The sequence below is a fragment of the Pseudoalteromonas sp. R86517 genome (assembly GCF_042466295.1).
In the GTDB taxonomy this organism is placed as follows: Bacteria; Pseudomonadota; Gammaproteobacteria; order Enterobacterales; family Alteromonadaceae; genus Pseudoalteromonas; species Pseudoalteromonas atlantica.
On the sequence record NZ_JAXHCB010000003.1, the window covers coordinates 740,420 to 766,991 of the forward strand.

Below are 26,572 nucleotides of genomic sequence, written 5' to 3' on the forward strand. Positions count from 1 at the left end.
CTACTTCTCCTTTGCATTGCTGCGTTCTACTTGCTGATCGTTTTGCCAAAAATCATAAAAATTAAACCACTGATAAGGATACCGCGCGGCATAAAAGCCTAAACGTGCAGAAAAATCTGTAATTACAGTGGTTAATAGACCTTGCCTTTGTGAGCGGGGTATTTTTAATGTTTGGCTATAATGTTCAAAAATCACATGATACTTTTTTGTTTTTTTATCTTTTAAGCAAAATAAAAAGTAAACGGGGCAATCTAATAATGCAGCTAATATAAAAGGCCCTTGAGAAAAAGATGCTGGCTTACCTAAAAACTCAACACGTGTTGATCGCTCACCCGTTGTAGCGCTTGTTCTATCACCAACAATAACGACTATTTCACCCTGCTCTACTTTATCTTTTAATAAAATAGCTAGATCAGGCCCCATATCGCTCACTTGAATTAAGTTAACCGACACCGCGGGGTTAATTTTTTTAAGCATTTTATTAAATTCAACAGCGTGATGAGTAAATACAAGCACATTAATTTTTTTACTGCTGCGATGCTGGCTCAGTGCTCTACATACCTCAAGGTTACCCAAGTGAGAGCCAATAAAAATGGCCCCTTGCTGTTGCTCATTTAAATCAATAAACAGCTGTTCATTAGTATATTGGATATCCTTTTTTGAAATCCGACCGAGCCAACCATCAATTTTATCAAGGGCGCTATCGGCAAAACTACAAAAATGCATAAGCTGTTGTTTAAAAGTTACTTTACGCTCAACATTATTGTAATTATTAACTTGGACTAAAAACTGCTTAGAAGCCGCGCGTGCAACTTTACCGGTAATAAACAAATAGCAAACAACCGGGAACAAAATAACCCACAGCCCTTTACGACCAAGTACTTTATGGGCAAATAGTAATATTTGTATACCTAAAAAGTTACCTCGCTCTTGCATTTTAGACCAATGTTTAACGGCCATAACGTCTCTTATATTTATGCCATAGTAAAACAGGTGAACGAAGCAGCATGCCAAAAAATAAACGCGTATGTAACCACGAAATACGCACATTATCTTGGAGTGGCTGGAAGTGTGACAAGCCATTTTCTGGGTAAATAACCTGGCTTGGTAAAAAAACAAATGGAACGTTGCGCCAATATAACCTAACCAGTATTTCTGGATCAAAGTCCATACGCTTACCGAGATTAACCTCACTCATAAGCTTATTAGTCACATTTAAAGGGTAGACTCTAAAACCACACATTGAGTCCACAATTTTAAAGCTGAGCGTTTCTATCCATACCCACACATGGGTTAAATAACGTGCTAAGTAACGGTGCTTGGGAACCGATTCATCATACACTGGGCAACAACTAATTAATGCCTGTGGGTGTGTGTTTGAAAGCTCAATCAACTTTTTGATATCTGATAAATTATGTTGCCCATCTGCATCTACTTGTATTGCATGGCTATAACCTTGCTCATACGCGCAGCGCAATCCTGTTTGTACCGCACCGCCTTTGCCTTCATTTTGCTCATGCGATATAAGAGTGAGGTGGGCATATTTTTTCTCAAGAGTAGCAAAAAGAGATTTAGCCTGCACACTACTGGCATCATCAACCATTATTATTGGCAGCGTATACTCAGATAACGTTGCAAGTACTTCATCTATAACACTTACATGATTAAAATTAGGTATAACAATACAAAAATTATTCATCTGTATCACTTTTAAACACTATACGCCCTGAGGCGTGTTGGCCTTTATCTGATTGATACGAAAAGCCATACTTACCGCCAGGCTTTTCTTCAACAGTTAATTTAATTGTTAGACCAGGGGTAATAACAACCTGAAACTTAAGCACTTCAATATCTTTTACTTCACGTTTAACATTAAAGTATTTTCGCACGGCATCTACGGCCCAATCGAGCTGCACTACACCTGCTAAAATAGGCCCTTGACTAAAGTGACCTTTAAAATAATCTAAACTTGGCGGTATAAAAAGCGTTAGGCAATGACTCTGCGTTGACGATACACAGTTAACAAGTTCAGGCTTTGTGTTAATCAGCTTTGACAAAAAGAGACTCCAATACTTTTAAATTTATTTTAGCTTGCGTGTTGTAGGGTAATTGATTTAGAAAACGCCATTTTTTAGGCGTACAGATCCCTTCAAAACGATTCAATGTATGTGCTTTTAAAAGCGTATTAGTCGCTAACTTTCCATTGGCGTTTAAATATGCTTGTCCTTTCTGTGTAAGCACTATAACAGCGCCTAATACTAAACGTTTCCCATTTAGTGTTATTACTTTAGCTTCCTGTACCCACTCACTTTTGCATAAATGTAGCTCTAGTTCGTCAAGGCTTAAGCGTTTTTCTTCAAGCTTTATAATACGGTCAAAACGACCTAGTAATTCAAATTGGCCATTTTGAAATAATGTACCTCGGTCATCTAATAAATAGTTTGTTTGCTCAACTAAAGGCGAATTCAACACTAATCGTTGTTCAGAGGTACTGTGTAATGTGATCCCTAAAAATGGCTGCCAATGACTAACGTTCTCTAAAGACACAACCTGACGATATGCAATTCCGCCAGTTTCGGTGCTGCCAAATACTTGAGTAATGGGTTTATTTAGCTGTTTATTTAAAGTGACAGCGTCTTCATTTTGAAGCGGCCCACCGGATGAGAAAACCCACTGTAAATGTGACTTTTCTTCTATTAAAACGTTATCTTGATGCAGCCGCTTTAGCTGTGCCGGACTGGATATAAACACGGCCTGTGTAATTGTTTTAAGTTTAGTAGCAATATGCTCGGGGTAGTTAAGCAAGTCTGTATCAATTATGTGGTTATTGCTAAGCGGCCATAACACTCTAAATAACAAACCGTAAATATGCTGATGCGAAACACTGGCAATAAATACAGGGTTACGTTTTAAAGCAAACGTACTGTTGAGCGTTTTTATCTCTTTATTAAGCACACGCCACGATTTAAAAATAGGCTTAGCTTGACCTGAAGAGCCAGAAGTATAAAAAACAAGGTTACCTTCACTCGGCCAAGCAATTTTATTGAACGGTGTGTAGTTAGGTGTCGTTGTTAAATTACCAATATTTTCAAATGGCGTAGTCGCATGTTCGACTAAATCACTATCGCCCAAATAGTAAGGGGTTTGCTCTAAAAGCGCATTGAGTGTTTCGCTTTGACCATTAGGCGGTAAAATTATAGTCCAGCCTTTATGCGCCAATGCAAAAAGGTTTACAGCAAAATCATAGCTACTACTGTTGAAAAGCACTGCCGATGCTTTAGTAGGCGATTGCGGAATTTTAGCCAAAACTTGATTAATATCATTAACAAATTGACGCTCAGATAACGCTGAGCCATTATGATTAAATCGAATATTTATGCTTGCGTTATCTAAAGTATTAAACACCTGCATTCCTTTTTACTTTTTTCCTTACTAACCACTCTATTGCAAATAAAACACCCATAATAATGTATGCAATAAAACCGTTATAAAATGCCCACACATCAAGACTTGTAAACACACTAGTGTATAACGCTATACTGGCGTTAAAAACAAAAAAAACGCACCATATTTTAGTTACATTTTTAGTGTACGAAATGGCTCTTTTATCAAGCTTTGGCTCAGTGATACGCGCAAACGTTTCTATGATACTTGGACCTTTATAAAGCGAGTAAGCAAAAACAAAAAACATAACAGTATTTACAATAACCGGATAAAGCCGAATACCAAAATCACTGCCCATCGTTTTTGATAAGCCAATAGCTAAAATTCCAAGTAATGAGGCTGGCTTTATCCATGGCATTTTAGCTAATAAAGGCTTGCTTAACCAAAGCCTTATTATTAACAGTGTTAATAAAATCACAGTGAGTAAATAACTGTTGAAACGTGTCAGCCCTATATAAACAATGAAAGGGTAACAGGTTAAAAAAATCATTATTAACGCTGTTAAAAATGCCTTAAACATGCTTATTTAACGAGCTTTTCTATTTCAGATACAACATCTTGCACAGTGCGAACTTGTTTAAATGCGTCAGGCTCAATTTTCTTACCTGTAATTTCACGTAACTTAACAACTAAATCTACAGCGTCAATACTGTCTAAGTCTAAATCTTCGTACAGGTTAGCTTCTAAAGAGATATCTTCAGCATCTATTTCAAATTCATTTTCTAAAATGCCGTGTAATACATCATAAATTTCAGCAGCGGTTTTCATTATTATTCCTAGTGTGTGTTAATTAAGTACGTGATTGTTCTATAAATTGCGCTAAAGAGTTAACACTCGCAAAATGCGCTTTAGTTTGTTCTGAATTTGCATCAATTTTTACGTCAAATTCTTTTTTGATAGCAAGCCCGAGCTCTAGCGCATCAATGCTATCTAGCCCTAAACCATCTACAAATAAAGGCTCGTCGTCTTTTATATCGGCAGTGGTCATATCTTCAAGATCTAGGCTCGAAATAATCAATTGTTTAATTTGTTGTTTTAATTCACTCATATATAGCTAAGCTCTTTTGTAAAGTATTGTTGTAAGCCTTTCGTAAGCTGGCGGGACTGTATTGCAGGTACGTCGCTTGTATAAATAATATCGCTTTTGAAAGAATGTGGTGCTAGTTGCATAGAAAAATGCGCTTGGTATGGGGCTACTTTGTACCAAGGCGTCCCTTTAGTTAACGTATTAGGTTTCATTTTAATCAATACGGTGGTTATAGGGGCATGACATCTAAGGGCTATATTTGCAGCCCCTCTTTTAAATTTAAGCGAATTATGAGGTACTGAACGTGTTCCCTCAGGAAAAACAATTAAGTTATTCCCTCTTTTTAGTGTTTGCTCGCATTCTTTTAATAATTCTTGCGGGTCTTCATTGCTTATATAACCTGTACTTTTTATCACACCACGCATAAAAGGGTTTTTAAAAAGGTGTGCTTTTACAACGCAATCAACATTTTTAATAACCGATATAAGTACCACAACATCAATAAGTGATGGGTGATTAGCCAAAACAAGCTCGCCTTTCAAATTAGCTAAATGGGCTTTATCTTTAATATGAAAACGGATAGCGCCAGTATAATGCATTAAAGCGACAAAAAATTTAAAGCTATAATGCACTACCGTACGCGCATTTTCTTTTTGCTTTACAGGACAGCGTTGAAATAAACGTTGCACGGGGAATAGTAGTAAGGCTAAAAATAGCCCACCTAAACCAAATACACTAAAACAAAGGCCAGTGGCTATAATGCGCCAAACAAGGCCTATTACTCTTATTATTGTATTAAGCATAGTGTGTTAACAACCAACCATTAGCACTGGCGCTTTGTTTGTTAAACATTGCTTTAGCAAGCTCTAAACTTAAAGGAGTAGTTGTTTGTTCGCTATTGTTAGTGGCTTGTTTAGTTAAACTAAAATGAGCTTCTTTTTCTGTAGCTAAACGTATAACTAACGCAATAGAATGTGTTATTTGTGCCTCATCAACAAATGTTGTGTACGGCTCTGGGAGTGACTCATCTGTATGCACAAGTAATATATGTGGTTGTTTATACTCAACCAACTTTATATATGCTTCAATCAAAGCGCAAGCAAAGCTATCCTTACCCGCTGCGATAGCGTTCATAGGTTGGGTGTTACCGCTAATAATGCTATACATACCAATCGCAGCGTTGTGCACACTTAAACCAAAGCCTGTCGGAGATAGAGGTTGTTTCTCACCAAGCTCTCCTAATAAATTAGCTGTTTTATGGAAATCGCCATGGCGTGATGAAAAAATAACAGGCATGTTTTCATACCCTTTATCATTTGTAACCTGGTGCGCAGTATGTAAAACCATTTTTACAAATGGTGTCATTCTTCTGCGCTGCATTGCAGGTACCCAACTTAATGTAATTGGTGATGAGTCGTACCAATTTTCAGAGGGGCTTTGTCGCTGTTCAGGCTTAATCCATGTAGCGAGTTGTTCAACAACAAATTTCACAAATAAACGTTATTTAGTAAGTAAGGGGGCGAGAATTTTACCGATATTAGCAATAAAAGTAAAATATTCATTAAATAAATGCCAGCACTTACTAACTGTTCAGCGCTGGCTCATATAACCTAAGAAAGCAAAGCAATATCACTTTGTTTTATACACTTAGCTTTATTGCCCACAATATCATCAACGTTAAGCGCGTTTATTAAGGCCTCGCCTTGTGCTTGTTGCTCATCGCTCAGTGGAACATACGGTAATCTAAATACGGGATTTACCGCGCCTGTCATCATCATTGCGGTGTTTATTGCAATCGGGTTTGGCTCGCAGAATAGCCAGTTCATTAAAGGTTGTAATGAGGTATTTAACGCATCATTTTTAGTATCCATTAATTGGCGGAACAACCCTGGTATAAGATTAGATGTGACCGATATAACACCGTGTGCATTGTGTGTGTGGCGTGCATCGTGTGCTTCGTCATCGTTACCTGACCAACACGCAATGCCTTGCTGTTCGTAATGGGCAATACGCTCGTTACCACCACATTCTTTTACACCAATTAAATTAGGGTGTTTTGCTAATGGCTCAATAATATCAGGGGTTAAATCTTGCCCTGTGCGCCCTGCTACGTTGTAAATAAACGCAGGGCCAATATCCAGTACACGTTTAAAGTGCTCGTTAACACCGGCAATAGAGGTGCGGCCATAATATGGGTTAATTTGCAGCGCGGCATGCATACCACTTGCAAAGCCATACTTAGTGGCTTTAATAGCTTCGCGAGTATTATTGCTCCCCGTATTCCCTACAATCACCAGCTTATCGCCATATTTATTTGCACTGTGCGCGATAAGCATTAAATGCTCTTCCCAGTTCATTAGCTGGCCTTCGCCGGTTGTACCACCAACCACAATGCCATCTACACCCGCTGCAATTTGTATTTCAACGAGTTCATCGTACTTTGCTAAATCTATTTCACCATTCGCTAAGTATGGGGTTTTAATGGCGGTAATTAAGCTTGCTTGTTTAATTTGTTCTAGGGTGCGCATAAAAATTCATTATTTATAAAACTTGCGCTATTTGTAACATACTTGCACGCATTTTTGCAGGCCTAAGCGAATAATAAACGTAAAATGGCTTGTGTTATTTAGTTTGATAATACAAAATACAAATACTGTACATTTAAACAGTGTTTGTATTTTTAACTTTAAGCGAGCCATTATGCGTTTATCTGACTACTTAGCCACTCATTTTTATAACACCGATGAGCTTTGCCATGCTTTAAATATTGATGCCGAGCAACTAGATACATGGCAGCAGCAAAGTATTTTTCCTAAACCAAGTTATTGTATAAAAAGCCAATTAAGTTGCAGCTCGTACTCTGGTTTGTATGAATGTGAAGAGTACGATGACTATTACCCGCGCGGCTGTGTAAATTGGGGGCAAGGGCTAATAAAACAAAAAATTGAATCCTCAAGCAATGCCTTTAATTACTTTGCGCAGCAGTACACGGCAAGCCTGAGTAAACTTGCCCAGCAAGGTTTTAGTTTTAATGAAGAATTATTTGGCTGCGAAATAGACGAGCATTTACAGCAAGTGTGGCAACAGTTTTTATGCAGCAAATACGGCGTACTGACACAAAACGGTTTAATTGACGAAATAGTATGTGTGGATATAGGCCGCTTGCTGGTAGACGATATTACTGAATTGCGCACTAAAGGAAGTTTAAATCAACAAGAGCGTACGCAGCTTCACCCCGCGATGAAATTACTCAATAAAGCATTAGGCCACGGCGCCGATCACGAAAAACAACACACATTACGTGCCCGTTACATAGATGCACTTATTTTAAAGTACGATTTATCGATTAAATAAAATGGCTGAGGTTTTAATACGAGGTGGGTATTTAAAAGACTAAGTAACGCAAATGGCGATGTATGCTTACGCCGCCACTGTATTTTACTCATTAACTAATATTAAGAGTGCTTTTACTAGCCGATGGTGTTGTACACATCAATATTGCTGCTTGTTACAAGCCCGGTAACTTGGGTACCAAATGCTTTGTAGTGAGGCTCTTGTTTATGAGCTTCAAAGTGTTCTTGCGACGCCCACTGCTCACTTACAAGGTACTCGGTATTGTCTGAGTCTCGTTTAACCGACAACTCGTAACGCAAACAACCCACTTCTTGACGTGAATACTTTTGCAGATTTTCGAGCGCAGTTAAAACAACCTCTGCGTCGATATTTTTGCTCGCTATAGTGGCAATTACCGTTAACATACGGAGTCCTTTTAAAAAAATAAAGGTGCAGCTTTGCTACACCTAATGTTGTTTTGCGTATTTTATTACTGATCCCACTGCGGCGCAAAATCAGGCGTTGCTTGGCGGTCGCCACAATCAAGTCCGTCAATACGAGCAATGTCTTCAGCGTCTAATTTAACATGGTCATTAAAGTTATCTTCTAAGTTTTTACGCTTAGTTGACGATGGAATAGTGGTCATGCCGTTGGCATTAACCCATGCAATAACTACTTGCGCTGGCGATGCCTCATGCTTATTAGCAATATCGATAATAGTTTGATCTTTTAGTACTTTACCAACTACAAATGGCATATACGCTGTAACGTGAATGTCGTGCTGGGCACAAAAAGCGCGTAGCTTAGTATTGGTTAAATACGGATGCACCTCAACTTGGTTAGTAAATATTTCACGCGAATCAAGTGTTTGCATTGCTTCGTTTAAGTTGGCAATAGTAAAATTAGATACGCCAATATGTTTTGTTAAACCAAGCTGCTTAGCTTTTAAAAGCTCCGTTAAGTACTCACTCATTGGCTCATCATTTGAAGGCGCAGGCCAATGAATAAGCAGTAGATCGACAGAGTCTACTTGTAATTTCTCAAGTGACTTTTCAACGCTGGCAATAAAGTCAGTTTTATTAAGTTTGTTGTTCCACACTTTGGTGGTTAAAAATATTTCGCTGCGCGGAATGTTACTATCTTTTATGGCTTGGCCTACTTGCTCTTCGTTACCATAAATTTGCGCAGTATCAATATGACGAAACCCCACTTCTAACGCCATTTTTACTGAATTGTAGGCGGTATCGCCTTCTAAACGGAATGTTCCCATGCCTAAATCTGGCATTTCTATTACACGTTGTGTCATGGCTCTATCCTTATAAAATAATCGGTTAAAAATACAAACTGTTTAAAGTTTTACGAAATACACCTTTTACTTCTTTTGTGTTGTCACCTAAAAATTTATGACCTCAATACAGGTAATGAGGTCATAAATTTAAGTTTCAACCTTAACAGAATACTTTATGCTTGTTTCACTTCTCGCTTATCAAGCATGCCACTGTAACGAGTTACTACTAATGCTAGAGCACAAATTGCTGCGCCAATCCAAGCGGTATCTTGAAGTGACATGCCCTCTACTACACTGCCACCAATAATTGAGCCCAGTGCGATACCAATATTAAACGCTGCTATGTTTAAGCCCGATGCGACATCTACCGCATTAGGAGTATGCTTTTGCGCCTGTTTTACGACATAAAGCTGTAAGCCCGGTACGTTACCAAACGCAAATGCACCCCATACTAAAATAGTCAGTACGGCCGCTACTTTTGACTCCATCGTAAAAGTAAAAGCCAATAAAATAATTGTCAGCGCGCTAAATATAATACTCAGTGCGCTAATTGGGCCGCGTTTATCAGCCAGTTTTCCGCCCCAAATATTACCAATGGCTACCGATACACCGTAAACCAGCATAATTAAACCAATCGCTGAAGGAGCAAAACCTGTTTCTTGCTCTAAAATAGGTGCTAAGTAAGTAAACGCAGTGAACGTGCCGCCGTAACCTAAAATTGTCATTAAATATACGAGTAATAAGCGCGGCTTAACAATAACCTGAAGCTGCTCTTTAAACGTTGCCGGAATAGACTGTTTTAAGTTTTTTGGTACTAAAATAGCGCTGCCAATTAAAGCGATTAAACCCAGTACCGACACCACTAAAAACGTTGCTCGCCAGCCAAAGTGTTGGCCAATCCAAGTGCCTAGTGGCACACCCGTCACTAGCGCTACAGTAAGTCCGGTAAACATAATAGCAATAGCACTGGCTTCTTTATCTTTACTTACTAAGCTTGTGGCAATCATTGAGCCAATTGAGAAAAACACCCCGTGAGCCAAGCCTGTTAAAATACGCGCTAGTATTAATGTTTCGTAACTAGGCGCTTGCCATGCAAGTAAGTTACCTAAAACAAATAAGCCCATTAAGCTTATTAGTACAATTTTACGGTTCCAACGCCCAGTTAGTGCGGTCAGTACTGGTGCACCAATGGCAACCCCTACTGCATATAAACTAACTAGCAAACCCGCTGAAGGTAGGCTTACGCCTAAGTCGTTTGCAATAGTAGGCACTAATCCCACTATTACGAACTCGGTTGTTCCTATTGCAAATGCGCTTAAGGTGAGCGCCCACAAAGCCAATGGCATAATTAAATCCTCATTATTAGTTAAGACTTACAGTTTGACTAAAAATGTGTTTGCAAAAAATAGCATTAGTGACAAAATACTTTTGTAATTAATGCAAAAGTAAGGTGCTCACGTATGGCTCAGCATGCAAAAACCGAAGACTTAGAAATGTTTTTAACGGTAGTAGATAGCGGAAGCTTTTCAGCAGCAGCTAATTTGCTTGATCAGCAAGTAGCAAAAGTGTCGCGGGCCGTGTCTCGCCTTGAAAACACGTTACAATGTACATTACTAAATAGGACCACTCGCCGATTAGAACTAACCGAAGAGGGCCATACCTTTATTAAATATGCTCGCGATGGCTTAAACACCTTACAAACCGGCGAAGAAGCCATAAAGCTTTTAAAACAAGCCCCTAGTGGAAAATTACGTATTGACGCAGCAAGCCCCTTTGTACTGCACCAATTGGTACCTTTAATTGCTGAATTTAATGCGCAATATCCTCACATTACGCTTGATATAACCTCCCACGACAGCATTATTGACTTGCTCGAACATAAAACCGACTTAGCAATTCGTATAGGTGAGTTAAAAGACTCTAACCTACATGCAAAAAAGCTCGGCGTAAGTAAATTGCATTTAGTTGCAAGCCCTAGTTACCTTAAACATACACCGACTATTTCGCACACCAGCGACTTAACCCAGCATAAACTCATTGGTTTTACCGACTCGCCCAAACTTAATAACTGGCCGCTAAAATCGCCCACAGCTTTAAATTTTGGCTTATCTGCCAGTAGCGGCGAAACTGTACGCCAGCTATGCTTGGCAAACCAAGGGGTGGCGCTGCTTTCGCACTTTATGATTGGTGATGATTTAAAATCAGGCAAGCTAATAGAAATACTGCCAGGGAGTATCAGCACGCCAAACAACCGCGAAATTGTGCAAGCGGTGTATTACAAAAACAGTGCTGTATCGTCGCGTATAATGGCTTTTTTAGATTTTATAAAACCACTGCTGAAATTGTAAGTGACGTTTTTATACCAAACGCTTAATTAAGTAATCTATATTGTGACTGGAAAAACGTGTGGATAGCTAAGCAAAAAATTTGCTATTTCGTTGTTCTCAGCAATTGCTCCTGCATTGCTCTACCTTCTGCATCCATGCAGTCGTAAATTAAAATTTTTTAACGCAGGTAGCGACACGTTTAGCCCCGCAATATGATTAAGTATTATTGTGGATTGGTTTTAAGCCCAAGGGCAGCATAACTAACACCCTAAATAAGAAGGAATAAAATGGACTCGTTAACGCAGGTAGTTTTAGGTAGCGCAGTAGGTTACGCCGTATTAGGTAATAAAATTGGCCGAAAAGCCGCTTTATGGGGTGCTGCTTTAGGTACTTTACCCGACTTAGATGTTTTTATTCCTTATGGCGGGCCAGTGGAGGCATTTACTTATCATCGAGGTTTCAGCCATTCGTTTATAGTGCATTTATTAATTAGCCCACTTATTGTTTGGCTTATTTTAAAAATACACTCCGGTATGCAAATACATAAAGCACGCTGGTTTTGGCTGGTATTTTTATGTTTATCGACCCATGCATTACTTGATAGCTTTACAGTATATGGTACGCAATTAATCTGGCCGCTTAGCGAGCACCCTTTTGCTATTTCAAATATATTTATAATCGATCCCCTGTACACCCTGCCGTTATTCTTGGCCTTTCTGCGCACTTTAATACCTAAAATACACACACCGCGCATTTATAAAATTAACGCCGCTATGCTTGTGCTCAGTAGCCTTTATTTATGTAGCTCTCTTATTTTAAAAGTAATAATTAACAATAAAATAGACGCCGCGTTTGCACATAAACACATACACATTAATAACTATGTAAGCACCCCCGCCCCGCTTACAACCTTGCTATGGCGAGTTGTTGCGATGTCTGATGGGCAATATTACATCAGTTATGCCTCGGTATTTGACTCCCCTGAAGAGGTTACAATAAACAGCTATAACACAAGCCCCGCTTTGCTAAACGATATTAAAAATGAATGGGGCATAAAACGTTTGCAGTGGTTTACTAAAGGTTTTTATAGCGTGAAAGAGCAGCAAAATAAAATTGTTTTATCTGACTTACGTATGGGCATGGAGTGTTATTACGTATTTAATTTTGCAGTTGGTGAAAAAACCAACAAAGGAGTGCAGGTAAGCAACTTTGAAAAACTAAATCAGCGCTCAAATTTAAGTAGCCTAAGTAAAGTGTGGGGTAGAATTTGGAACCCTGATGTCAGTTTAGCCCCTCCCTATGCAGACAAAAACTGTATGAAAACGCCTTAACACTCTGATTATAATTGCATTCATTAATCTGAGCTGGCGTTAAAATATTTAAGTTTGCTTTCGCTAGCTAAAAATTTTAAGTGAAAACAAAACAAATTAGCAGCTTGAGATAATTTTATTATCCAAAGCTCAGGTTGGTGGTTAATTAATAAGGCGCAGCTAAGTGAGCGTTTCAGCTGCGCCTAAGTATTAATTTTGGTGCTCGTATTGGCCGCGGTATACCTCAAACACTTTTAAAACAGTGTGCTGTTCTTTATTTAGATTATCAAACCAATCGTCAAATAGTTCGTCGTTATCTTGCTCACTTAACGCCATATATTGTGCTAATAGCTCAATAATATCGTTGTGTGTACAGTCTATTGGATTAATTTGCTCAGATAAGACTGTGTGATCGCGCTCTCTAAGGGTTTCCATCACCCCTTGGTCTATTTGTTCTTGTTGTGCTGCGTCGCTCATAGCTTACCTCTAAACCGTAAAAATTTTCTTGTTAACACTTTTTATATAGTTATAACAGCCTAAAAACTAATAGCCAGTATTTTTGGTTTAAGTGGTTATTTTTTGAATTGTTTGCGCAATTAGCCAGCAAAAATGCCAGTAAATGAGAGTAAAAATCATTTGCACACATGCCGTAAACGCGATAACCTATAGTTATATTATCACATAACAACTTAAGGCGTATTATGAAACCTAATATCCATCCAGATTACAACGTGGTTGCTTTTCACGATACAGCTGCCGATAGCTACTTCATTATTGGCTCAACCATTAAAACAGACCGCACTATTGAGCTTGAAGGGAAAACGTATCCGTATGTGCCTATTGATGTGTCTAGCGACTCGCACCCATTTTATACTGGTAAGCAAAAAACAGTGGCTAGTGACGGCCGTGTCGCGCAGTTTAACCGTCGCTTTAAAAACTTATCTACTGCCAAAAAAGGTGAGTAATGAAAGTATTAAGCTCGCTTAAAAGCGCTAAGCAACGACCAGGATGTCAAATAGTGAAGCGAAAAGGACGTGTTTTTGTAATATGTAAAGACAATCCACGTTTTAAAGCAGTACAAGGAATGAAGAAAAAATAACACTAATTCCGTGAAGTATACGGGTAAACGAACCATGTTTACCCGTATTTTTTATTTAACAACTACAGAAAACTCAGGTTGGGCCTGAATCACTTTTTTAACAGTACACGTATTAACCGCAGCAATAAGTGCTTTTTTATATTTTTGAGGAAAGCCATCTGGTAAATTAATTTCGATAGAAAATAATTTTTTACCTTCTTCATCTACGTTTTCATTATTTTGCGTAAGCGTCATCCCTTGTGTAGAGATATCGCGTTGCTCACAAAATTTACGTGCATAAAACCCAGCACATAGCACCATGCTTACTAAGAAGTAGTCAAACGGTTCTGGGTGTTCGGCACCGCCACCAGCACTAATACTTTGATCGCTTATTACTTCAAGGTCGCCAAATTTTGCACTTTGTTTTTGACCCTCTAACAATGACACTGAAATTTCCATTACTATTCCTTAATTAATCTGCACCCTAGATAAGAGCTTTACTAAAATATTGAAAAATGAGCATTCAAACTTTTTAATCTGCAGCTATACATTTTATTAAAACATCACAAATCTGCGCATCAATAATGCGCTACTGCGAAAAAGTTAGCATATGTAGCGCTGAAATAACTGCTCGACATTAATTTACAAAAAAGCTGAGGTTAATTACCAAACAATAAGTCAAAAAAACCTGGAGGCTCGTGCAATTCATGATACTTCTTGCGTAAATCATCTATATTTTTAAGGGCTGGCTTTGCTGCATCAAGCCCGCGCTCATTCGCTAATTTTTTTGCCAACTTTGCTTGCGCAATAACTTTATCTAGCCCTTGTAGCGACATTTGTGCTTCTTTATGAAAGGTCGCTTTTTTACTGGTTTCAACCAAAGTAATAAACTTATCTATGGCGGTATTAAAGCCACCTATACCTACTGCTTGCACCGCATTTTTATATGCAAGGCCTGTATTTTTCATATTAACTTCGAGATCAACTTCTTGCTCTGAAAAGGCCGCAGTACTGAATACAAAAGTAAAAATTAAAACTAAAAACTTCATGGTAAAACCTATTTATAAAAAACAGTATAAGTGTATCAAGTTTACGTAATAAAGTAACTCAAGGCGCATAGGAAGCTAGGTAACTGTAAAGGGGCTTTACAATAAACGAGTAAGTAACAAGTATTACCTTTATAAATGTAACTAAACAGTAAACACAAATAATACACCTTAAAAACACACCCCATAAAAGGGACAATAGAAATTAACACCGCCTAATAAAAACTCAAAAACATCAATACAAATACATGAATTACGTATATTAAATACAACTTAAAAACAGTGACAACAATTTCAATTAAAAGAATAATCTTATTTTAAAACAAAGGTTAAGCATGTTTTTTTCATTTAATTAACACTGTATTTGGGCTTATTTTATTGTGATTTCAGCGAAAATTAGTTGTTCCCATATATATCCATGTTAATTGTTAATGTGCAATGTAAATAATAAATAAACAGCTCGTAGTAATTAATACACATTGCACAAGAGCTGTACCTAAAATCACAAGTAATCATCTAGGGAATTTCAATGAAAACGTTTAATATAGTCTCTCACAGTATTAAAGCTGCACTTTGTCTCTCAACTGCAGGTTTAGCATTTTCATCATTAGCGGCAGAAGAGGATGAAAAAAAATTAGAAAGAATAGAAGTAACAGGTTCTAAGATCAGCCGTGTAGGCGCAATAGCCCCAGCCCCTGTTACCGTTATCTCTGGCGAAGATCTTATTAACACCGGCGCAGTTAATATTGGTGAAGCCTTAAACAAATTACCAGCGTTAGGTAATACATACTCACTTGCAAACTCAGGCAGGTTCATTGGTACTGCCGGTTTAAATATTCTTGATTTACGTAATATGGGTACAGACCGTACCTTAGTACTTGTTAATGGAAAGCGCCATGTTTCAAGTTCTGCGGGCTCTCAATCAGTCGATACGAATACTATTCCAAGTGTATGGGTTGAGCGCGTTGAAATAGTTACCGGTGGTGCATCGGCCGTTTATGGTGCGGATGCGGTAACGGGCGTCGTTAACTTTATCTTAAAAGACAACATTGAAGGCTTAAACGTAAGTGTGACTAAAGGGGTTTCTGATCTAAGTGATTATAACAACGAAAAAGCCACTTTTTCATATGGTAAAAACTTTGATAATGGCCGCGGTAACGCAGCATTTGCAGTTGAATACTCTGGTCAAGACTCATTAAACGCACTTGATCACCCGTGGACAGACGGCTCTTACTCAAGTTTACGCAACCAAGCACAAACTGATGCTAATAAAGATGACCCAAACTTTCCTGATAAAATTTACACACCAAATGCAGGCTACTATGCAATTAATAACGCAGGCGTATTTAGCGTAGGTAACGGCTATGTAAATACGTTTAATCCAGATGGAACACAGCGTGATATTTATATTGGTGACAATGTTGATGGACTACTGTGTGCCGATTGTGACTCGTTTAACCTTGCACAATTTGATGAAATACAACCTGAATTTGAAAGATACAATGTTAATTTCAAAGTCAACTATGACGTAACAGAAGACTTAAATGCTTATTTTGAAGCAAAATACGTCAACAGTGAAGGTGAAAGCATTGGTCAACCAGCATTCTTCTTTGGCGATCCTAGAAATACAATCAGTATAGATAACCCATACTTAGATGACAGCGTCAGAACATTAATGGAAGAGGCTAATGATGGTGAAGGCGTCGACTCGATTAATGTTTTACGTATGATGACAGATTTAGGTCGTCGTATCGAAAATAACACGCGTGAAACCACGCGCTTTGTAGCGGGTTTAAAAGGAACAGTTTTAGAAGATTGGGATCTAGATGCTTCAGTGGTTCGTGGTAAAACCGAACTTGAGCGTGTAAATGGCGCTAATATGATTTTAGATAACTATTCTTTCGCGCTTGATGCAATTGAAGATGACGAAGGCAACATTGTATGTCGTAGTGAAGCTGCACGTGCTGACGGCTGTGTGCCTGTAAACATTATGGGTTTTGGCGCACCTAGCCAAGAAGCCATTGATTATATTAATACCGTATCGACCGGTACTTCTGAAATCACACAAACAGTGGTTTCAGCTTCGCTGGCAAATGGTGCACTTTTTGAAGTACCGGCAGGTTATGTTGGTATGGCATTTGGTGTTGAATACCGTAAAGAAGAAAGTGAAACAATTGAACCTGATAACGCTGAGGGGACTTTCTTCAATGCTTTAGGTGAGGATAAGGGCGAATTTGATGTAAATGAAGTTTTTGCTGAGGCCACTATCCCTTTAGTCTCTGATCTTCCTTTTGTTCAAGATTTAGTACTGGATGCAGCTGTGCGTTACGCTGATTACAGCACCATTGGTGATGCAACAAGCTGGAAGCTTGGCTTAGATTGGACTGTTAATGACCAAGTACGCTTGCGATTTACACAGTCTGAGGCACTAAGAGCGCCTAATATTGGTGAAATTTTTGGCGCACCTAGCCAGACTTTCTATAACGTAGATGATCCTTGTTTAGCCGATAACTTAAATGATTTACAAAATAGCGACACTCGCCGTGCTAACTGTGCTGCGCTTGGTGTACCAGTTGGCTTTGAATCAGACTACGATTCACAAACACTTGAAGGCTTACAAAGCGGTAACCGTGATGTTAAAGGTGAAGAATCAACAAGTACAACGATAGGTTTAGTGTACCAGCCTGATTTCATTGAAAATGCAGTATTAACGCTAGATTACTGGAAAATAGAACTAGAAGATGCGATTTCTACAATTGCATCTCAAGAAATTCTGGATCGCTGTGTCGACAGCACTTCAGGTATTGAAAATCAATACTGTGATTTAATAACGCGTGATGCAAACAGTGAAATTACGCTAATTCAAAACTCAGTTCTAAACGTATCAGGCCAAGAAGCTTCTGGTATTGATTTTGAACTTGCTTATGACTTTGATGCCCTTGAGGGTAGCTTTGCAACCCGTTTAATTGGTACTTACTTAATTGAACGTAAAGAGTTCCCATTCCAAGATGAACCAGAAGAGTTCATTGAATATGCGGGTACAACTGGCGAAGCTGAGTGGCAAGCTAACATTAATATAGAGTATAGCTACGAGCGTTTCTACACCTCTTTAAGCACTCGATATATTGAACAAGTGAGCTTATACACAGAACAAGAACTTGAAGACAACCCTAACCCTAGTAGCTTAATGAACTATGGCACTTATATTATTTCAGATATAACAGTAGGTTATAACTTTGATAATGGCATGGGTGTTAAATTAGGTGTAGATAACGTATTTAACAGAGAGCTTCCATACGGTACACGCGGTACAGGTAGTGGTAGTGCAAGTTACGATAATATTGGCCGTTTTGGCTATGTAAACTTATCATACGATTTTTAGTTTTTAACCCTCCCTAGAAAGGCCCTTAATTGGGCCTTTTTTATTTTTTTAGATGAAATTTACTCAATTTATTGTTTTTAGAAACATATAACTGTTTCATCATGTTACTTTTTCGGGGCCAACCGACACAAAGTAATTACATTAAAAACACATTAAAGCTCACTTTCAACTCAGCAGTTCAATTTACGAGCAAAACATAGTTAAGCCCCACGCCAACTTCAAAGCCATTAAAAGATTAAAAAACAAACCAATAAATCAACCAAACGTAAACACACCTGTAAAACAACAAAAAATGTAACACTAAGCCCTTTTAACCCTCATTAGTATTAACAAAACCCGAGTGATTTATTGTTGCGTTAATACTAACAAGCGGCAACTTTAGACAATTTAATAAAGAGTTAACTTACTGAAAAAGCAAAAATTACGACGCTTCTATTCATTGTTTCAGCATGCAATAATCGCCGGCCCTATAACAAAAGTTATAGGGCTTAGGCTAAATGCACTGTGTATTTAGCTAAAAAGTTAATGTATTTAATTATTATAAAATCTCCTTTGGGAAACACATGAAACGTCATAATTTACTTTCTACTAGTATTAAATGTGCATTAATTACTGCTGCTGCAACAGCGAGTAATTCTGTACTTGCACAAGATGAGCAAGCGACAAAAATTGAACGCGTTGAAGTAACGGGTTCGCGTATTTTACGTGAAGGCGCTATTGCACCGGCACCAGTAACAGTTATAAGCGGCGAGCAGCTAATTAATACTGGCGCTGTAAACATTGGTGAAGCGCTAAACAACTTACCAGCACTTGGCAATACATATTCAATGGCTAACTCAGGCCGCTTTATTGGTACTGCTGGTTTAAACATTCTTGATTTACGTAACATGGGTACCGACCGTACCTTAGTACTTGTAAACGGTAAGCGCCACGTATCTAGCTCAGCGGGTTCTCAAGCTGTAGATACAAATACTATTCCGAGCGTCTGGGTTGAGCGAGTAGAAATTATTACTGGTGGTGCATCAGCTGTATACGGTGCAGATGCGGTTACAGGTGTTGTCAACTTTATATTAAAAGACAACATTGAAGGTATGGATTTTAGCGTTACCCGTGGTTTTGCCGATTTAAACAGCTACAACAACGAAAAAGCAACGTTCTCGTACGGCTCTAATTTTGATAACGACCGTGGTAATGCCGCTTTTGCTATTGAGTACTCAGGCCAAGATTCATTAAATGCACTTGACCACCCTTGGACTAGCACATCTTTTAGCAGCTTACCTAACCAAGCCCAAACGGATGAGAACAAAAATAGTGCTGACTTTCCTGATAAAATTTTAACACCTAATGCGGGTTATTTCGCCATCAATGATGCAGGTGTTTATGCACTTGAAGATCCAAGTAAATTTATTAATAGCTTTAACCCGGATAGCAGTGCTCGTGACTTATACATAGGCAATAACGCAGATCCATATTCATGTGCAGAATGTGACTTTTTTAACCTAGGCCAATTTGAAGAAATACAACCTGAGTTTGAGCGTTACAACGTAAACTTTAAAGTTAACTACGATGTTACCGACGATTTAAACGTCTACTTTGATGCAAAATACGTAAACAGCCAAGGCAAAAGCATAGGTCAACCTGCGTTTTTCTTTTTTGACAGCGACAACAGCATTAAAATTGATAACCCTTACCTAGACCCAGATATCAAAGCGCGTATGCAAGAGGAAGGCGTTGATTCAATCATGATAAACCGCATGATGAGTGACCTTGGCCGCCGCGTTGAAAATAATACCCGTGAAACAACGCGTTTTGTTACAGGCTTAAAAGGAACTGTGTTTGAAGATTGGGAATTAGATACATCAGTTGTGTATGGTCAAACTGACTTAGAGCGCGAAAATGGCGCTAATATGATTTTAGCCAACTACTTTAATGCCCTTGATGCCGTTGAAGATGCAGATGGCAACATCGTATGTCGCAGCGCTGCTGCACAAGCTGATGGCTGTGTACCGGTAAACATTATGGGTTTTGGCGCACCATCTCAGCAAGCGATTGATTACATAAATACGGTATCTGTAGGTACGTCAACTATTAAGCAAACCGTGGTTTCTGGTTCACTTGCCAATGGCGCTATTTTCGAATTACCAGCAGGTTACGTAGGTGTTGCGTTTGGTGCTGAATACCGTAAAGAAGAAAGCGAAACAAAAGAGCCAGATAACGCAGAAGGTACATTTTTTAACGCTTTAGGCGAAGATAAAGGCTCGTTTAATGTGCGTGAAGCATTTTTTGAAGCAACTATGCCTATTTTAACTGACTTACCGCTTATTCAAGATTTAGTATTTGATACCGCAGTACGTCATGCTGATTACAGCACAATTGGCGAAGCAACTAGCTGGAAACTAGGCCTTGATTGGACTGTTAACGATGAACTACGTGTGCGTGTAACGCAATCTGCAGCACTTCGTGCGCCTAACATAAGTGAAGTATTTGGTGCAGCAAGCCAAACGTTCTACAATGTAGAAGACCCGTGCCGCGCTGAAAACATAGCTAATTTATCAAATGCAGCAACACGCACAGCAAACTGTGCTGCATTAGGTGTTGCAAGTGACTTTAACTCAGGTTACGACTCAGCCTCTTTAGATGGCTTAACAAGCGGTAACCGTGATGTTAAAGGTGAAGAGTTTACAAGTACAACGGTAGGTATTGTTTATCAACCAGAGTTTTTAGAAAACGCTGTGCTTACTATAGATTACTGGGAAATTGATCTAGAAAATGCAATTGACACAATCGACGCGCAAGAAATTCTCGACCGCTGTGTTGATAGCACAACAGGTATAGACAATCAGTACTGTAATTTAATTACACGTAATGCCAGTGGTGAAATTTCGCTGATTCAAAACTCAGTGCTTAACGTAGCTGGTCAAAAGGCGTCTGGTGTTGATTTTGAACTAGGCTATGACTTTGATGCGCTAGAAGGTAGCTTTAAAACACGTTTAATTGGTACTTACCTTATTGAACGCAAAGATTACCCGTTCCAGGATGATCCTAGTTCATATATTGAGTACGCAGGTACAACCGGCGAAGCGAAATGGCAGACTAACCTATCTGTAAGCTACTTAATGGATAACTTTTATTCAACGGTTGAAACACGCTTTATCAGCGAAGTTGATTTATACACAAATGTAGAGCTTGCGAGTAACTCGAACCCAAGTAACCAAATGTCTTACGGTAAATACTTTATTACCGATATGACAGTGGGTTACAACTTCGATAGCGGCTTAGGCGTTAAAGTAGGTGTTGATAACCTATTTAATCGTAAACTTCCGTACGGTACACGCGGGACAGGCGAAAACAGCGCAAGTTACGATAACATTGGCCGCTTTGGCTACATTAACTTAAGCTACAGCTTATAATTAGTAACAACGTTTATTAATTAAGTTAAAGGCTCGCACTGCGAGCCTTTTTATACCAATGAGCTTAGTTAAGTGATCTATTTTGCAAATTGGTATGACTGCACTTTATTTAATATTACTTAACCATACACTTTGATAAGGCTCTAGCTCTATAGTGAGTTGATCCTCGGTAATTGTTTCATTAGCCACTAAATCAAACCACTGCTGGGTGTTAATTAAGTTTAAATCTGCAAGGGTAAGTACTTGTGGTTTATCACTTATGTTATAAACGCAAAATATACTTTGACGCCTGTCTATACTTTGCCGCCAAAAACCAAATAACCCCCCCGCTAAGTGCAGCGTAAATTGCGTGGCATTAGGGTGAAATGCACTTTGTTTTTTTCGAATACCTAATAAATGCTTAATACCATTAAACACTTTGTGATGATGGCTATATTTATCACCTAAAGCCGATAATAGTTTTGACTCTTGCCAACGATGACGGTTAATTGCACGGTTATGCTGTGAGTTTTCAAAGCGTTCGTAATCGTTCGTTGTGCCAAGCAAGCTATGAATATAAAGCCCAGGGATCCCTTCGAGCGCAAACATAATGGCGTGTGCACACATAAACCGCTCAAGGCCAAACTTATCTTGCCCATTGTGCGTGCCTTGTAATGCATCAAAAAGTGCAATATTTAGTTCATACGGTGTGTGCGTACCATCGTTACTGGTGCGCATTGATACACGCCCACCAAACTGCATAGACGTACTCACCAATGACGCTACTTCGCTTGGTTGTAACAAGCCTTCTATTGGCCTAAGTCCAATGCCATCGTGCGAGGCAATAAAGTTAAAGTATGTGGTGCCGTTTTGCGCAGGCGGCATACTCATCATCCAGTGCTTAATGGCCGTGCTATCTCCACTGAGTAATGTATGCAGTAATAAAGGCGGTAAGGCAAAGTTATAAATACTGTGGGCTTCGTTGGCGTTACCAAAGTAAGAGAGGTTTTCTTGGTTTGGTATGTTTGTTTCGGTAATTATGACAACGCTTGGCTCAGTATGCTCTATTAGGGTGCGAATAAGCCTAACTGCTTCATGCGTTTGCGGTAAATTAATGCAATTTGTATTGAGTTGTTTCCATAAAAATGCAACCGCATCTAGCCTAAACAAACGCACACCATTATCTAAATAATGGCGAATAATGCTTATAAATTCTTTTAAAACTTCCGGGTTACCAAAATCAAAATCAACTTGGTCGTGGCTAAATGTACACCATACATGTTTTTCGCCGCTTGGTGTGGTCACCGTATTTAATAGCGGTGACGTACGCGGGCGTACTACATTAGATAAATCATCGGTTAAACTTGCCGTTTTAAAGTAATCTTTGCCGGGGTCTAAATCGTTTAAAAAGTTTTCAAACCATACACTTCGGCTAGAGCAGTGATTAATCACTAAATCTGCCATTAGCTTTACATCTTTGGCAATATTTTTTATATCTTGCCAATCACCTAGCGATTCATTTACTTGCACGTAGTTCATTACCGCAAAGCCTTCATCAGAGCTATACGGGTAAAATGGCAATATATGCAAAGCATTAAGCTGCATATCGCACTGCTCTTTTATAAACCGGTGCAAGGTTTTAAGCGGTGCTTCTACCGGTTTTGCAACAGCTTGGTCTCCCTCATCGTGCTTAATAATAGAGTCGCCATAGGCTATTAGTATAATATCTTGCTCGTCCCAACGGTTTGTATGGGGTGTAGGGTCGCGCAGCGGGCTGTCGCCTAAAATTATAGTTATAAGCTGCTCAGCCAGCTCTGTAATACTTAAGGGCAGTTCAACATCTTTATAAATAATATGTAGATGTTGCTCTACCCGCTGTAAAAATAATTCACTTACTGTATTCACACGCGCCCCTTATTATTGTTTTATTTATTCACTAAATTCTTTATTATCAAGATCAACCGCTTCTCTTAAGCGCTCAAAAACATCTGGCATGGCTGATACAACACGGTTCCAACTTGGCACAAATGGCGCTTCCATTGGGTTATCTAAAAAGTGCTGACCTGCTTCCATAACATTTTTGGCGAACATTTCTACGGCTTTTTCTTCTTGGTGCACATCTAAGGTTAAACCATTCATCAGTGCATCGTTATGGTACGTTTCTATAAAGTCTAAACCAATACGGTAGTAAGTTGCTTTTAAAGAACGAATTGTTTCGCTGGTAAAAGTAACCCCTTGAGTGGCTAATTTTCTAAATAGTGCCTTGGTTATGTCTATCGACATTTTAGATAAACCGGCGTTTTGGTCATCAAGAGAAAGTTCCTGATGCTTATGATCGTAGTTATCAGCAATATCCACTTGGCATAAGCGATTATGCGAATAATTACGGTACATTTCACTTAGTACGCCAATTTCAAGACCCCAATCACTCGGGATACGAATATCGTTTAGCACATCACGTCTAAACGAAAACTCCCCTGCTAACGGGTATCTAAAGGTATCCATGTACTCAAGGTAGTCGGTATTGCCTAAAATAGTTTTGAACGATCGTAATAACGGCGTTACTAATAAGCGCGATACTCGGCCATTAATTTTGCCGTTTGCAGTACGTGGGTAAAAGCCTTTACAGAATTCATAATTAAAACGCGGGTGTGCTACAGGGTAAATTAAGCGCGCTAACAAACCTCTGTCGTAAGTTAAAATATCGCAGTCGTGCAGGGCTATCGACTCTACCTCTGAGGTGGCCAATTTATAACCCATGCAATACCACACGTTTCTGCCTTTACCAAGCTCACGCGGTGCAACGCCTAGCTCTTGTAATTCTTTATCAAGCGCTTGCAAACGGGGACCATCGTTCCAAAGCACTTTGTGGTTTTGGTTAAGCTCTTTAAAAAAGCCTAAAGCATGGCGGTATTGTGACTCGTCTGCCCTGTCTAAACCTATGGTAATTTGCGATAAATAAGGAACCTCTCTGAGTTCTTTTACAATGTTTTGCAGCGCTGGGCCTTCAAGCTCACTAAACAACGAAGGGAGTATTAACCCCATTGGACGTTGCTTACTAAAACTAATTAGCTCTTCTTCAAGCGCTTCTACCGGTCTATCGGCGATGTTATGTAAGGTTGTGATGATGCCATTTTGATAAAAATCAGCCATGTGATTTTCGCTCCTCAATAGTATTTAAAATGCTGCTAATACAAGGCAATGTGGTTATTTCTTCAATCCAACCCAGTGGAGCGGGCGATTGCGAATAACGCGCCTTGTTATGTGTTAACTTAACCGGCTTTTTACTGCTTGGGTTATGTATGATAATGGCGATATCAGCTTGCTCTAGCATCTGCTTATCGTTGTCACTATCACCTAGTGCAATTACCGTGAGAGGCTTTCTAAAATGTTGTGAAATTTGTTTAACTAACCACTGCTGTGCAGCGCTTTTATCGGTGTTTTTAGCAATATGTATAAACCGCCCGCCTATTTTTATGTCGTAGCCGAGAGCTTTAACATCGTTTACAAACGCATTAAGTAATTCATCGCTTCCGTGCCAATAAAGTGGGTCTGAAAAATCGCGTGTTTGAGCGCGCCTTGCATGCGCTTCATCAAGCCCGGTGAGGGATGATATTTGCTCGCTCGACAAATCACTAAATAACTTATAATGCGATTTATATTCGCTGCTTAAGGAGTCTAAATCACTAAGTAAGTTAGATAAGGGTGATGCAAATGCATAACACCAATACGCCCCTACTTGTGTGCAGCCAATGGGTTTAAGCTCAAAATAATCAACGGGTAAATAAGCAGCCGCGCCATTTTCAACAATAAAAGGCTGTTGAATATTAAGCTCGTTTTTAAGCTCAACCACTTCGCAAAATGTTTTACTCGTATTAAACACCACAGGAATGTGGGCTGCTTGTAAGTCTTGCAGCAAGCTACTGATATTTTTAGTGTTGTAATCGGCGTGATCGAGTAACGTGCCATCTAAGTCGGTAAATATAATAGGTTGCAGCGTATCGTCGCTGGTTAAGTGCATAGCACTAATATCGCGATTACTATCAAGCTCTATAAGGGCGTTAGCTTTAGCGCTTAGGGTGTTTAAGTTTTCGCGAGTAATACGCTCAAAGTGAGAAATAAAGTGCACCAGTTGCTCATCACTCATGGTGCCATCGCCCTCGCCTTTAGCAGCAATAAGCTTTTGCTCTTGCTCTTGTCGCCACTTAAATACATCTTCAAAGCTCGGCGCTTTGAGCATCACCGTATAATCTATTTTACTAAACACACTTTTGTATTCATTTGCTAGGCAACTGTTTACACAACGACGCCACACGCCTTCTTTATCGTGCTGTGTTTCTAACTTGTTTATAGGCTCACTTAAAGAAAATAACGGTTGTGGTTCACTACCTACACACCAACCTTCTAAAATAATAATATCAATGGGTTTATTGTTACATTGCCATGTTTGCTCGGGGCTGCAATCGTCGTGATGCTTGTCAAATTTAGGCAAAGGCACGCCAACCTCTTTTGCAAGTAACCGGCTTATGGTGGTATTCATTAACCCTACATCGTGGGTGCCAGGCACACCACGGGTGGCAAATAATGGGTGTACGTCTTTGGCAAGTCCTTGGCGGTGCGCTTTAGATAAGTAAAAATCGTCAATAGAAAGCGCGACACTGGTAAACGGCGTGTTGTTACTAAACCAAGTAACTAAAAAATCTGCGAGGGTGGTTTTTCCTGAACCTTGGCAACCATTTATGGCGACAAAAATAGGGGTGTTATTTTTTTTTGATTCTAGAATATCGTGTGCAAGCGGGATAAAAAATTGCTCACTAAGGTACTGATACTTTAAAGGCAATTGGTGCTTTGCTAAAAATGGGGTTATATCCACAATACTGGCCTCTGACATAGTAACTCCTTATATTATGAAGTAACAAATGCAGGTACTAGACCACTATTATTTTTA

General features: G+C 39.1%; 26 protein-coding genes. 7 read left to right on the top strand and 19 right to left on the bottom strand.

The features are described from left to right. The 10 genes from SJY38_RS19980 to dapA form a co-directional block, all read right to left on the bottom strand. The gene (locus tag SJY38_RS19980; RefSeq protein WP_029771996.1) at window positions 1-960 is read right to left on the bottom strand and encodes an acyltransferase; all 960 of its coding nucleotides are present in this window, start codon (window positions 958-960) and stop codon (window positions 1-3) included. Next, on the bottom strand, window positions 950-1,699 hold the full coding sequence (locus SJY38_RS19985) for a glycosyltransferase family 2 protein (RefSeq protein WP_286743159.1): 750 nt from the start codon (window positions 1,697-1,699) through the stop codon (window positions 950-952). Before SJY38_RS19985 ends, SJY38_RS19980 begins: the two co-directional genes overlap by 11 nt. After that, a complete protein-coding gene (locus tag SJY38_RS19990; protein WP_029771994.1) occupies window positions 1,692-2,057 on the bottom strand; it encodes a hypothetical protein in 366 nt (121 codons plus the stop codon). The genes SJY38_RS19985 and SJY38_RS19990 overlap by 8 nt, the downstream gene beginning before the upstream one ends. Next, window positions 2,041-3,405 carry an AMP-binding protein gene (locus SJY38_RS19995; protein ID WP_286743161.1) on the bottom strand — a complete coding sequence of 455 codons (1,365 nt, stop codon included), beginning with the start codon at window positions 3,403-3,405 and terminating at the stop codon, window positions 2,041-2,043. The genes SJY38_RS19990 and SJY38_RS19995 overlap by 17 nt, the downstream gene beginning before the upstream one ends. Further along, entirely contained in the window at window positions 3,398-3,802 is a 405-nt protein-coding gene (locus SJY38_RS20000; protein ID WP_377110671.1) for a hypothetical protein, read from the bottom strand. Before SJY38_RS20000 ends, SJY38_RS19995 begins: the two co-directional genes overlap by 8 nt. A 164-nt stretch (window positions 3,803-3,966) precedes the next feature. Next, complete coding sequence (locus SJY38_RS20005; RefSeq protein ID WP_004586477.1) at window positions 3,967-4,212, bottom strand: acyl carrier protein; 246 nt, start codon at window positions 4,210-4,212, stop codon at window positions 3,967-3,969. Window positions 4,213-4,234: 22 nt separating this feature from the next. Continuing rightward, window positions 4,235-4,492 (bottom strand): phosphopantetheine-binding protein, encoded by a 258-nt coding sequence (locus tag SJY38_RS20010; RefSeq protein ID WP_004586478.1) that lies wholly within the window; start codon window positions 4,490-4,492, stop codon window positions 4,235-4,237. Next, window positions 4,489-5,274, bottom strand: coding sequence for a 1-acyl-sn-glycerol-3-phosphate acyltransferase (locus tag SJY38_RS20015; RefSeq protein ID WP_054981881.1), 786 nt, complete (start codon window positions 5,272-5,274; stop codon window positions 4,489-4,491). Before SJY38_RS20015 ends, SJY38_RS20010 begins: the two co-directional genes overlap by 4 nt. After that, a complete protein-coding gene (locus tag SJY38_RS20020) occupies window positions 5,267-5,962 on the bottom strand; it encodes a beta-ketoacyl synthase chain length factor (protein ID WP_095206597.1) in 696 nt (231 codons plus the stop codon). Before SJY38_RS20020 ends, SJY38_RS20015 begins: the two co-directional genes overlap by 8 nt. 119 nt (window positions 5,963-6,081) lie before the next feature. Continuing rightward, entirely contained in the window at window positions 6,082-6,999 is a 918-nt protein-coding gene (dapA, locus tag SJY38_RS20025) for a 4-hydroxy-tetrahydrodipicolinate synthase (protein WP_029771987.1), read from the bottom strand. Window positions 7,000-7,171: 172 nt separating this feature from the next. On the opposite strand from dapA, the gene SJY38_RS20030 reads away from it, so the two are divergent. After that, a complete protein-coding gene (locus tag SJY38_RS20030) occupies window positions 7,172-7,825 on the top strand; it encodes a DUF6058 family natural product biosynthesis protein (protein ID WP_064387197.1) in 654 nt (217 codons plus the stop codon). Between the two features lie 116 nt (window positions 7,826-7,941). Here the strand turns inward: SJY38_RS20030 and SJY38_RS20035 are convergent, their stop codons facing one another. The 3 genes from SJY38_RS20035 to SJY38_RS20045 form a co-directional block, all read right to left on the bottom strand. Beyond that, window positions 7,942-8,229: a putative quinol monooxygenase gene (locus tag SJY38_RS20035; protein ID WP_004586483.1), complete on the bottom strand. Its 288-nt coding sequence runs from the start codon at window positions 8,227-8,229 to the stop codon at window positions 7,942-7,944. Window positions 8,230-8,294: 65 nt separating this feature from the next. Further along, a complete protein-coding gene (dkgB, locus tag SJY38_RS20040) occupies window positions 8,295-9,110 on the bottom strand; it encodes a 2,5-didehydrogluconate reductase DkgB (protein ID WP_121638473.1) in 816 nt (271 codons plus the stop codon). Window positions 9,111-9,265: 155 nt separating this feature from the next. Next, complete coding sequence (locus SJY38_RS20045) at window positions 9,266-10,438, bottom strand: MFS transporter (protein WP_004586485.1); 1,173 nt, start codon at window positions 10,436-10,438, stop codon at window positions 9,266-9,268. Between the two features lie 114 nt (window positions 10,439-10,552). Here SJY38_RS20045 and SJY38_RS20050 point away from each other — a divergent pair, with 114 nt between their 5' ends. After that, window positions 10,553-11,440, top strand: a complete 888-nt coding sequence (locus tag SJY38_RS20050; RefSeq protein ID WP_286743181.1) for a LysR family transcriptional regulator — start codon at window positions 10,553-10,555, stop codon at window positions 11,438-11,440. Window positions 11,441-11,706: 266 nt separating this feature from the next. Further along, entirely contained in the window at window positions 11,707-12,750 is a 1,044-nt protein-coding gene (locus tag SJY38_RS20055) for a metal-dependent hydrolase (protein ID WP_377110672.1), read from the top strand. Between the two features lie 189 nt (window positions 12,751-12,939). On the opposite strand, the gene SJY38_RS20060 is transcribed toward SJY38_RS20055, so the two are convergent. Next, window positions 12,940-13,206, bottom strand: coding sequence for a hypothetical protein (locus SJY38_RS20060; protein ID WP_024031803.1), 267 nt, complete (start codon window positions 13,204-13,206; stop codon window positions 12,940-12,942). Window positions 13,207-13,430: 224 nt separating this feature from the next. On the opposite strand from SJY38_RS20060, the gene SJY38_RS20065 reads away from it, so the two are divergent. Beyond that, on the top strand, window positions 13,431-13,694 hold the full coding sequence (locus SJY38_RS20065; RefSeq protein ID WP_004586488.1) for a type B 50S ribosomal protein L31: 264 nt from the start codon (window positions 13,431-13,433) through the stop codon (window positions 13,692-13,694). After that, window positions 13,694-13,828 (top strand): type B 50S ribosomal protein L36, encoded by a 135-nt coding sequence (gene ykgO / locus SJY38_RS20070; protein WP_004586489.1) that lies wholly within the window; start codon window positions 13,694-13,696, stop codon window positions 13,826-13,828. Before SJY38_RS20065 ends, ykgO begins: the two co-directional genes overlap by 1 nt. 51 nt (window positions 13,829-13,879) lie before the next feature. Here the strand turns inward: ykgO and SJY38_RS20075 are convergent, their stop codons facing one another. Together SJY38_RS20075 and SJY38_RS20080 are read right to left on the bottom strand one after the other, a co-directional pair. Beyond that, entirely contained in the window at window positions 13,880-14,266 is a 387-nt protein-coding gene (locus tag SJY38_RS20075; protein WP_029771983.1) for an OsmC family protein, read from the bottom strand. 200 nt (window positions 14,267-14,466) lie between these two features. Then, window positions 14,467-14,856, bottom strand: a complete 390-nt coding sequence (locus tag SJY38_RS20080) for a cytochrome b562 (RefSeq protein ID WP_029771982.1) — start codon at window positions 14,854-14,856, stop codon at window positions 14,467-14,469. Window positions 14,857-15,382: 526 nt separating this feature from the next. Between SJY38_RS20080 and SJY38_RS20085 the strand changes: the two genes are divergently transcribed. Then, the gene (locus SJY38_RS20085) at window positions 15,383-18,235 is read left to right on the top strand and encodes a TonB-dependent receptor domain-containing protein (RefSeq protein WP_029771981.1); all 2,853 of its coding nucleotides are present in this window, start codon (window positions 15,383-15,385) and stop codon (window positions 18,233-18,235) included. Between the two features lie 563 nt (window positions 18,236-18,798). Then, window positions 18,799-21,645 carry a TonB-dependent receptor domain-containing protein gene (locus SJY38_RS20090; RefSeq protein WP_377110673.1) on the top strand — a complete coding sequence of 949 codons (2,847 nt, stop codon included), beginning with the start codon at window positions 18,799-18,801 and terminating at the stop codon, window positions 21,643-21,645. Between the two features lie 105 nt (window positions 21,646-21,750). Here the strand turns inward: SJY38_RS20090 and SJY38_RS20095 are convergent, their stop codons facing one another. Genes SJY38_RS20095 through SJY38_RS20105 form a run of 3 tightly spaced genes read right to left on the bottom strand, consistent with a single transcriptional unit; the run spans window position 21,751 to window position 26,515 of the window. Then, window positions 21,751-23,529, bottom strand: coding sequence for a sugar phosphorylase (locus SJY38_RS20095; protein WP_004586493.1), 1,779 nt, complete (start codon window positions 23,527-23,529; stop codon window positions 21,751-21,753). Window positions 23,530-23,553: 24 nt separating this feature from the next. Then, the gene (locus SJY38_RS20100; RefSeq protein WP_029771978.1) at window positions 23,554-24,777 is read right to left on the bottom strand and encodes a hypothetical protein; all 1,224 of its coding nucleotides are present in this window, start codon (window positions 24,775-24,777) and stop codon (window positions 23,554-23,556) included. Further along, a complete protein-coding gene (locus SJY38_RS20105; RefSeq protein ID WP_286743208.1) occupies window positions 24,770-26,515 on the bottom strand; it encodes an HAD-IIB family hydrolase in 1,746 nt (581 codons plus the stop codon). Before SJY38_RS20105 ends, SJY38_RS20100 begins: the two co-directional genes overlap by 8 nt. Window positions 26,516-26,572 lie beyond the last annotated feature (57 nt).

Bases quoted from the DNA above. Each gene is read 5' to 3' on its own strand.
- SJY38_RS20030 (WP_064387197.1), top strand. From the start codon at position 7,172: ATGCGTTTATCTGACTACTTAGCCACTCATTTTTATAACACCGATGAG.
- SJY38_RS20085 (WP_029771981.1), top strand. From the start codon at position 15,383: ATGAAAACGTTTAATATAGTCTCTCACAGTATTAAAGCTGCACTTTGT.
- SJY38_RS20090 (WP_377110673.1), top strand. From the start codon at position 18,799: ATGAAACGTCATAATTTACTTTCTACTAGTATTAAATGTGCATTAATT.
- SJY38_RS19980 (WP_029771996.1), bottom strand. From the start codon at position 960: ATGGCCGTTAAACATTGGTCTAAAATGCAAGAGCGAGGTAACTTTTTA.
- SJY38_RS20010 (WP_004586478.1), bottom strand. From the start codon at position 4,492: ATGAGTGAATTAAAACAACAAATTAAACAATTGATTATTTCGAGCCTA.
- SJY38_RS20035 (WP_004586483.1), bottom strand. From the start codon at position 8,229: ATGTTAACGGTAATTGCCACTATAGCGAGCAAAAATATCGACGCAGAG.
- SJY38_RS20105 (WP_286743208.1), bottom strand. From the start codon at position 26,515: ATGTCAGAGGCCAGTATTGTGGATATAACCCCATTTTTAGCAAAGCAC.
- SJY38_RS20055 (WP_377110672.1), top strand. From the start codon at position 11,707: ATGGACTCGTTAACGCAGGTAGTTTTAGGTAGCGCAGTAGGTTACGCC.
- SJY38_RS20000 (WP_377110671.1), bottom strand. From the start codon at position 3,802: ATGCCATGGATAAAGCCAGCCTCATTACTTGGAATTTTAGCTATTGGC.
- SJY38_RS20065 (WP_004586488.1), top strand. From the start codon at position 13,431: ATGAAACCTAATATCCATCCAGATTACAACGTGGTTGCTTTTCACGAT.
- SJY38_RS20100 (WP_029771978.1), bottom strand. From the start codon at position 24,777: ATGGCTGATTTTTATCAAAATGGCATCATCACAACCTTACATAACATC.
- SJY38_RS20045 (WP_004586485.1), bottom strand. From the start codon at position 10,438: ATGCCATTGGCTTTGTGGGCGCTCACCTTAAGCGCATTTGCAATAGGA.
- SJY38_RS20080 (WP_029771982.1), bottom strand. From the start codon at position 14,856: ATGAAGTTTTTAGTTTTAATTTTTACTTTTGTATTCAGTACTGCGGCC.
- SJY38_RS20050 (WP_286743181.1), top strand. From the start codon at position 10,553: ATGGCTCAGCATGCAAAAACCGAAGACTTAGAAATGTTTTTAACGGTA.
- dkgB (WP_121638473.1), bottom strand. From the start codon at position 9,110: ATGACACAACGTGTAATAGAAATGCCAGATTTAGGCATGGGAACATTC.
- SJY38_RS20005 (WP_004586477.1), bottom strand. From the start codon at position 4,212: ATGAAAACCGCTGCTGAAATTTATGATGTATTACACGGCATTTTAGAA.
- SJY38_RS20015 (WP_054981881.1), bottom strand. From the start codon at position 5,274: ATGCTTAATACAATAATAAGAGTAATAGGCCTTGTTTGGCGCATTATA.
- dapA (WP_029771987.1), bottom strand. From the start codon at position 6,999: ATGCGCACCCTAGAACAAATTAAACAAGCAAGCTTAATTACCGCCATT.
- SJY38_RS19985 (WP_286743159.1), bottom strand. From the start codon at position 1,699: ATGAATAATTTTTGTATTGTTATACCTAATTTTAATCATGTAAGTGTT.
- SJY38_RS20075 (WP_029771983.1), bottom strand. From the start codon at position 14,266: ATGGAAATTTCAGTGTCATTGTTAGAGGGTCAAAAACAAAGTGCAAAA.
- ykgO (WP_004586489.1), top strand. From the start codon at position 13,694: ATGAAAGTATTAAGCTCGCTTAAAAGCGCTAAGCAACGACCAGGATGT.
- SJY38_RS20060 (WP_024031803.1), bottom strand. From the start codon at position 13,206: ATGAGCGACGCAGCACAACAAGAACAAATAGACCAAGGGGTGATGGAA.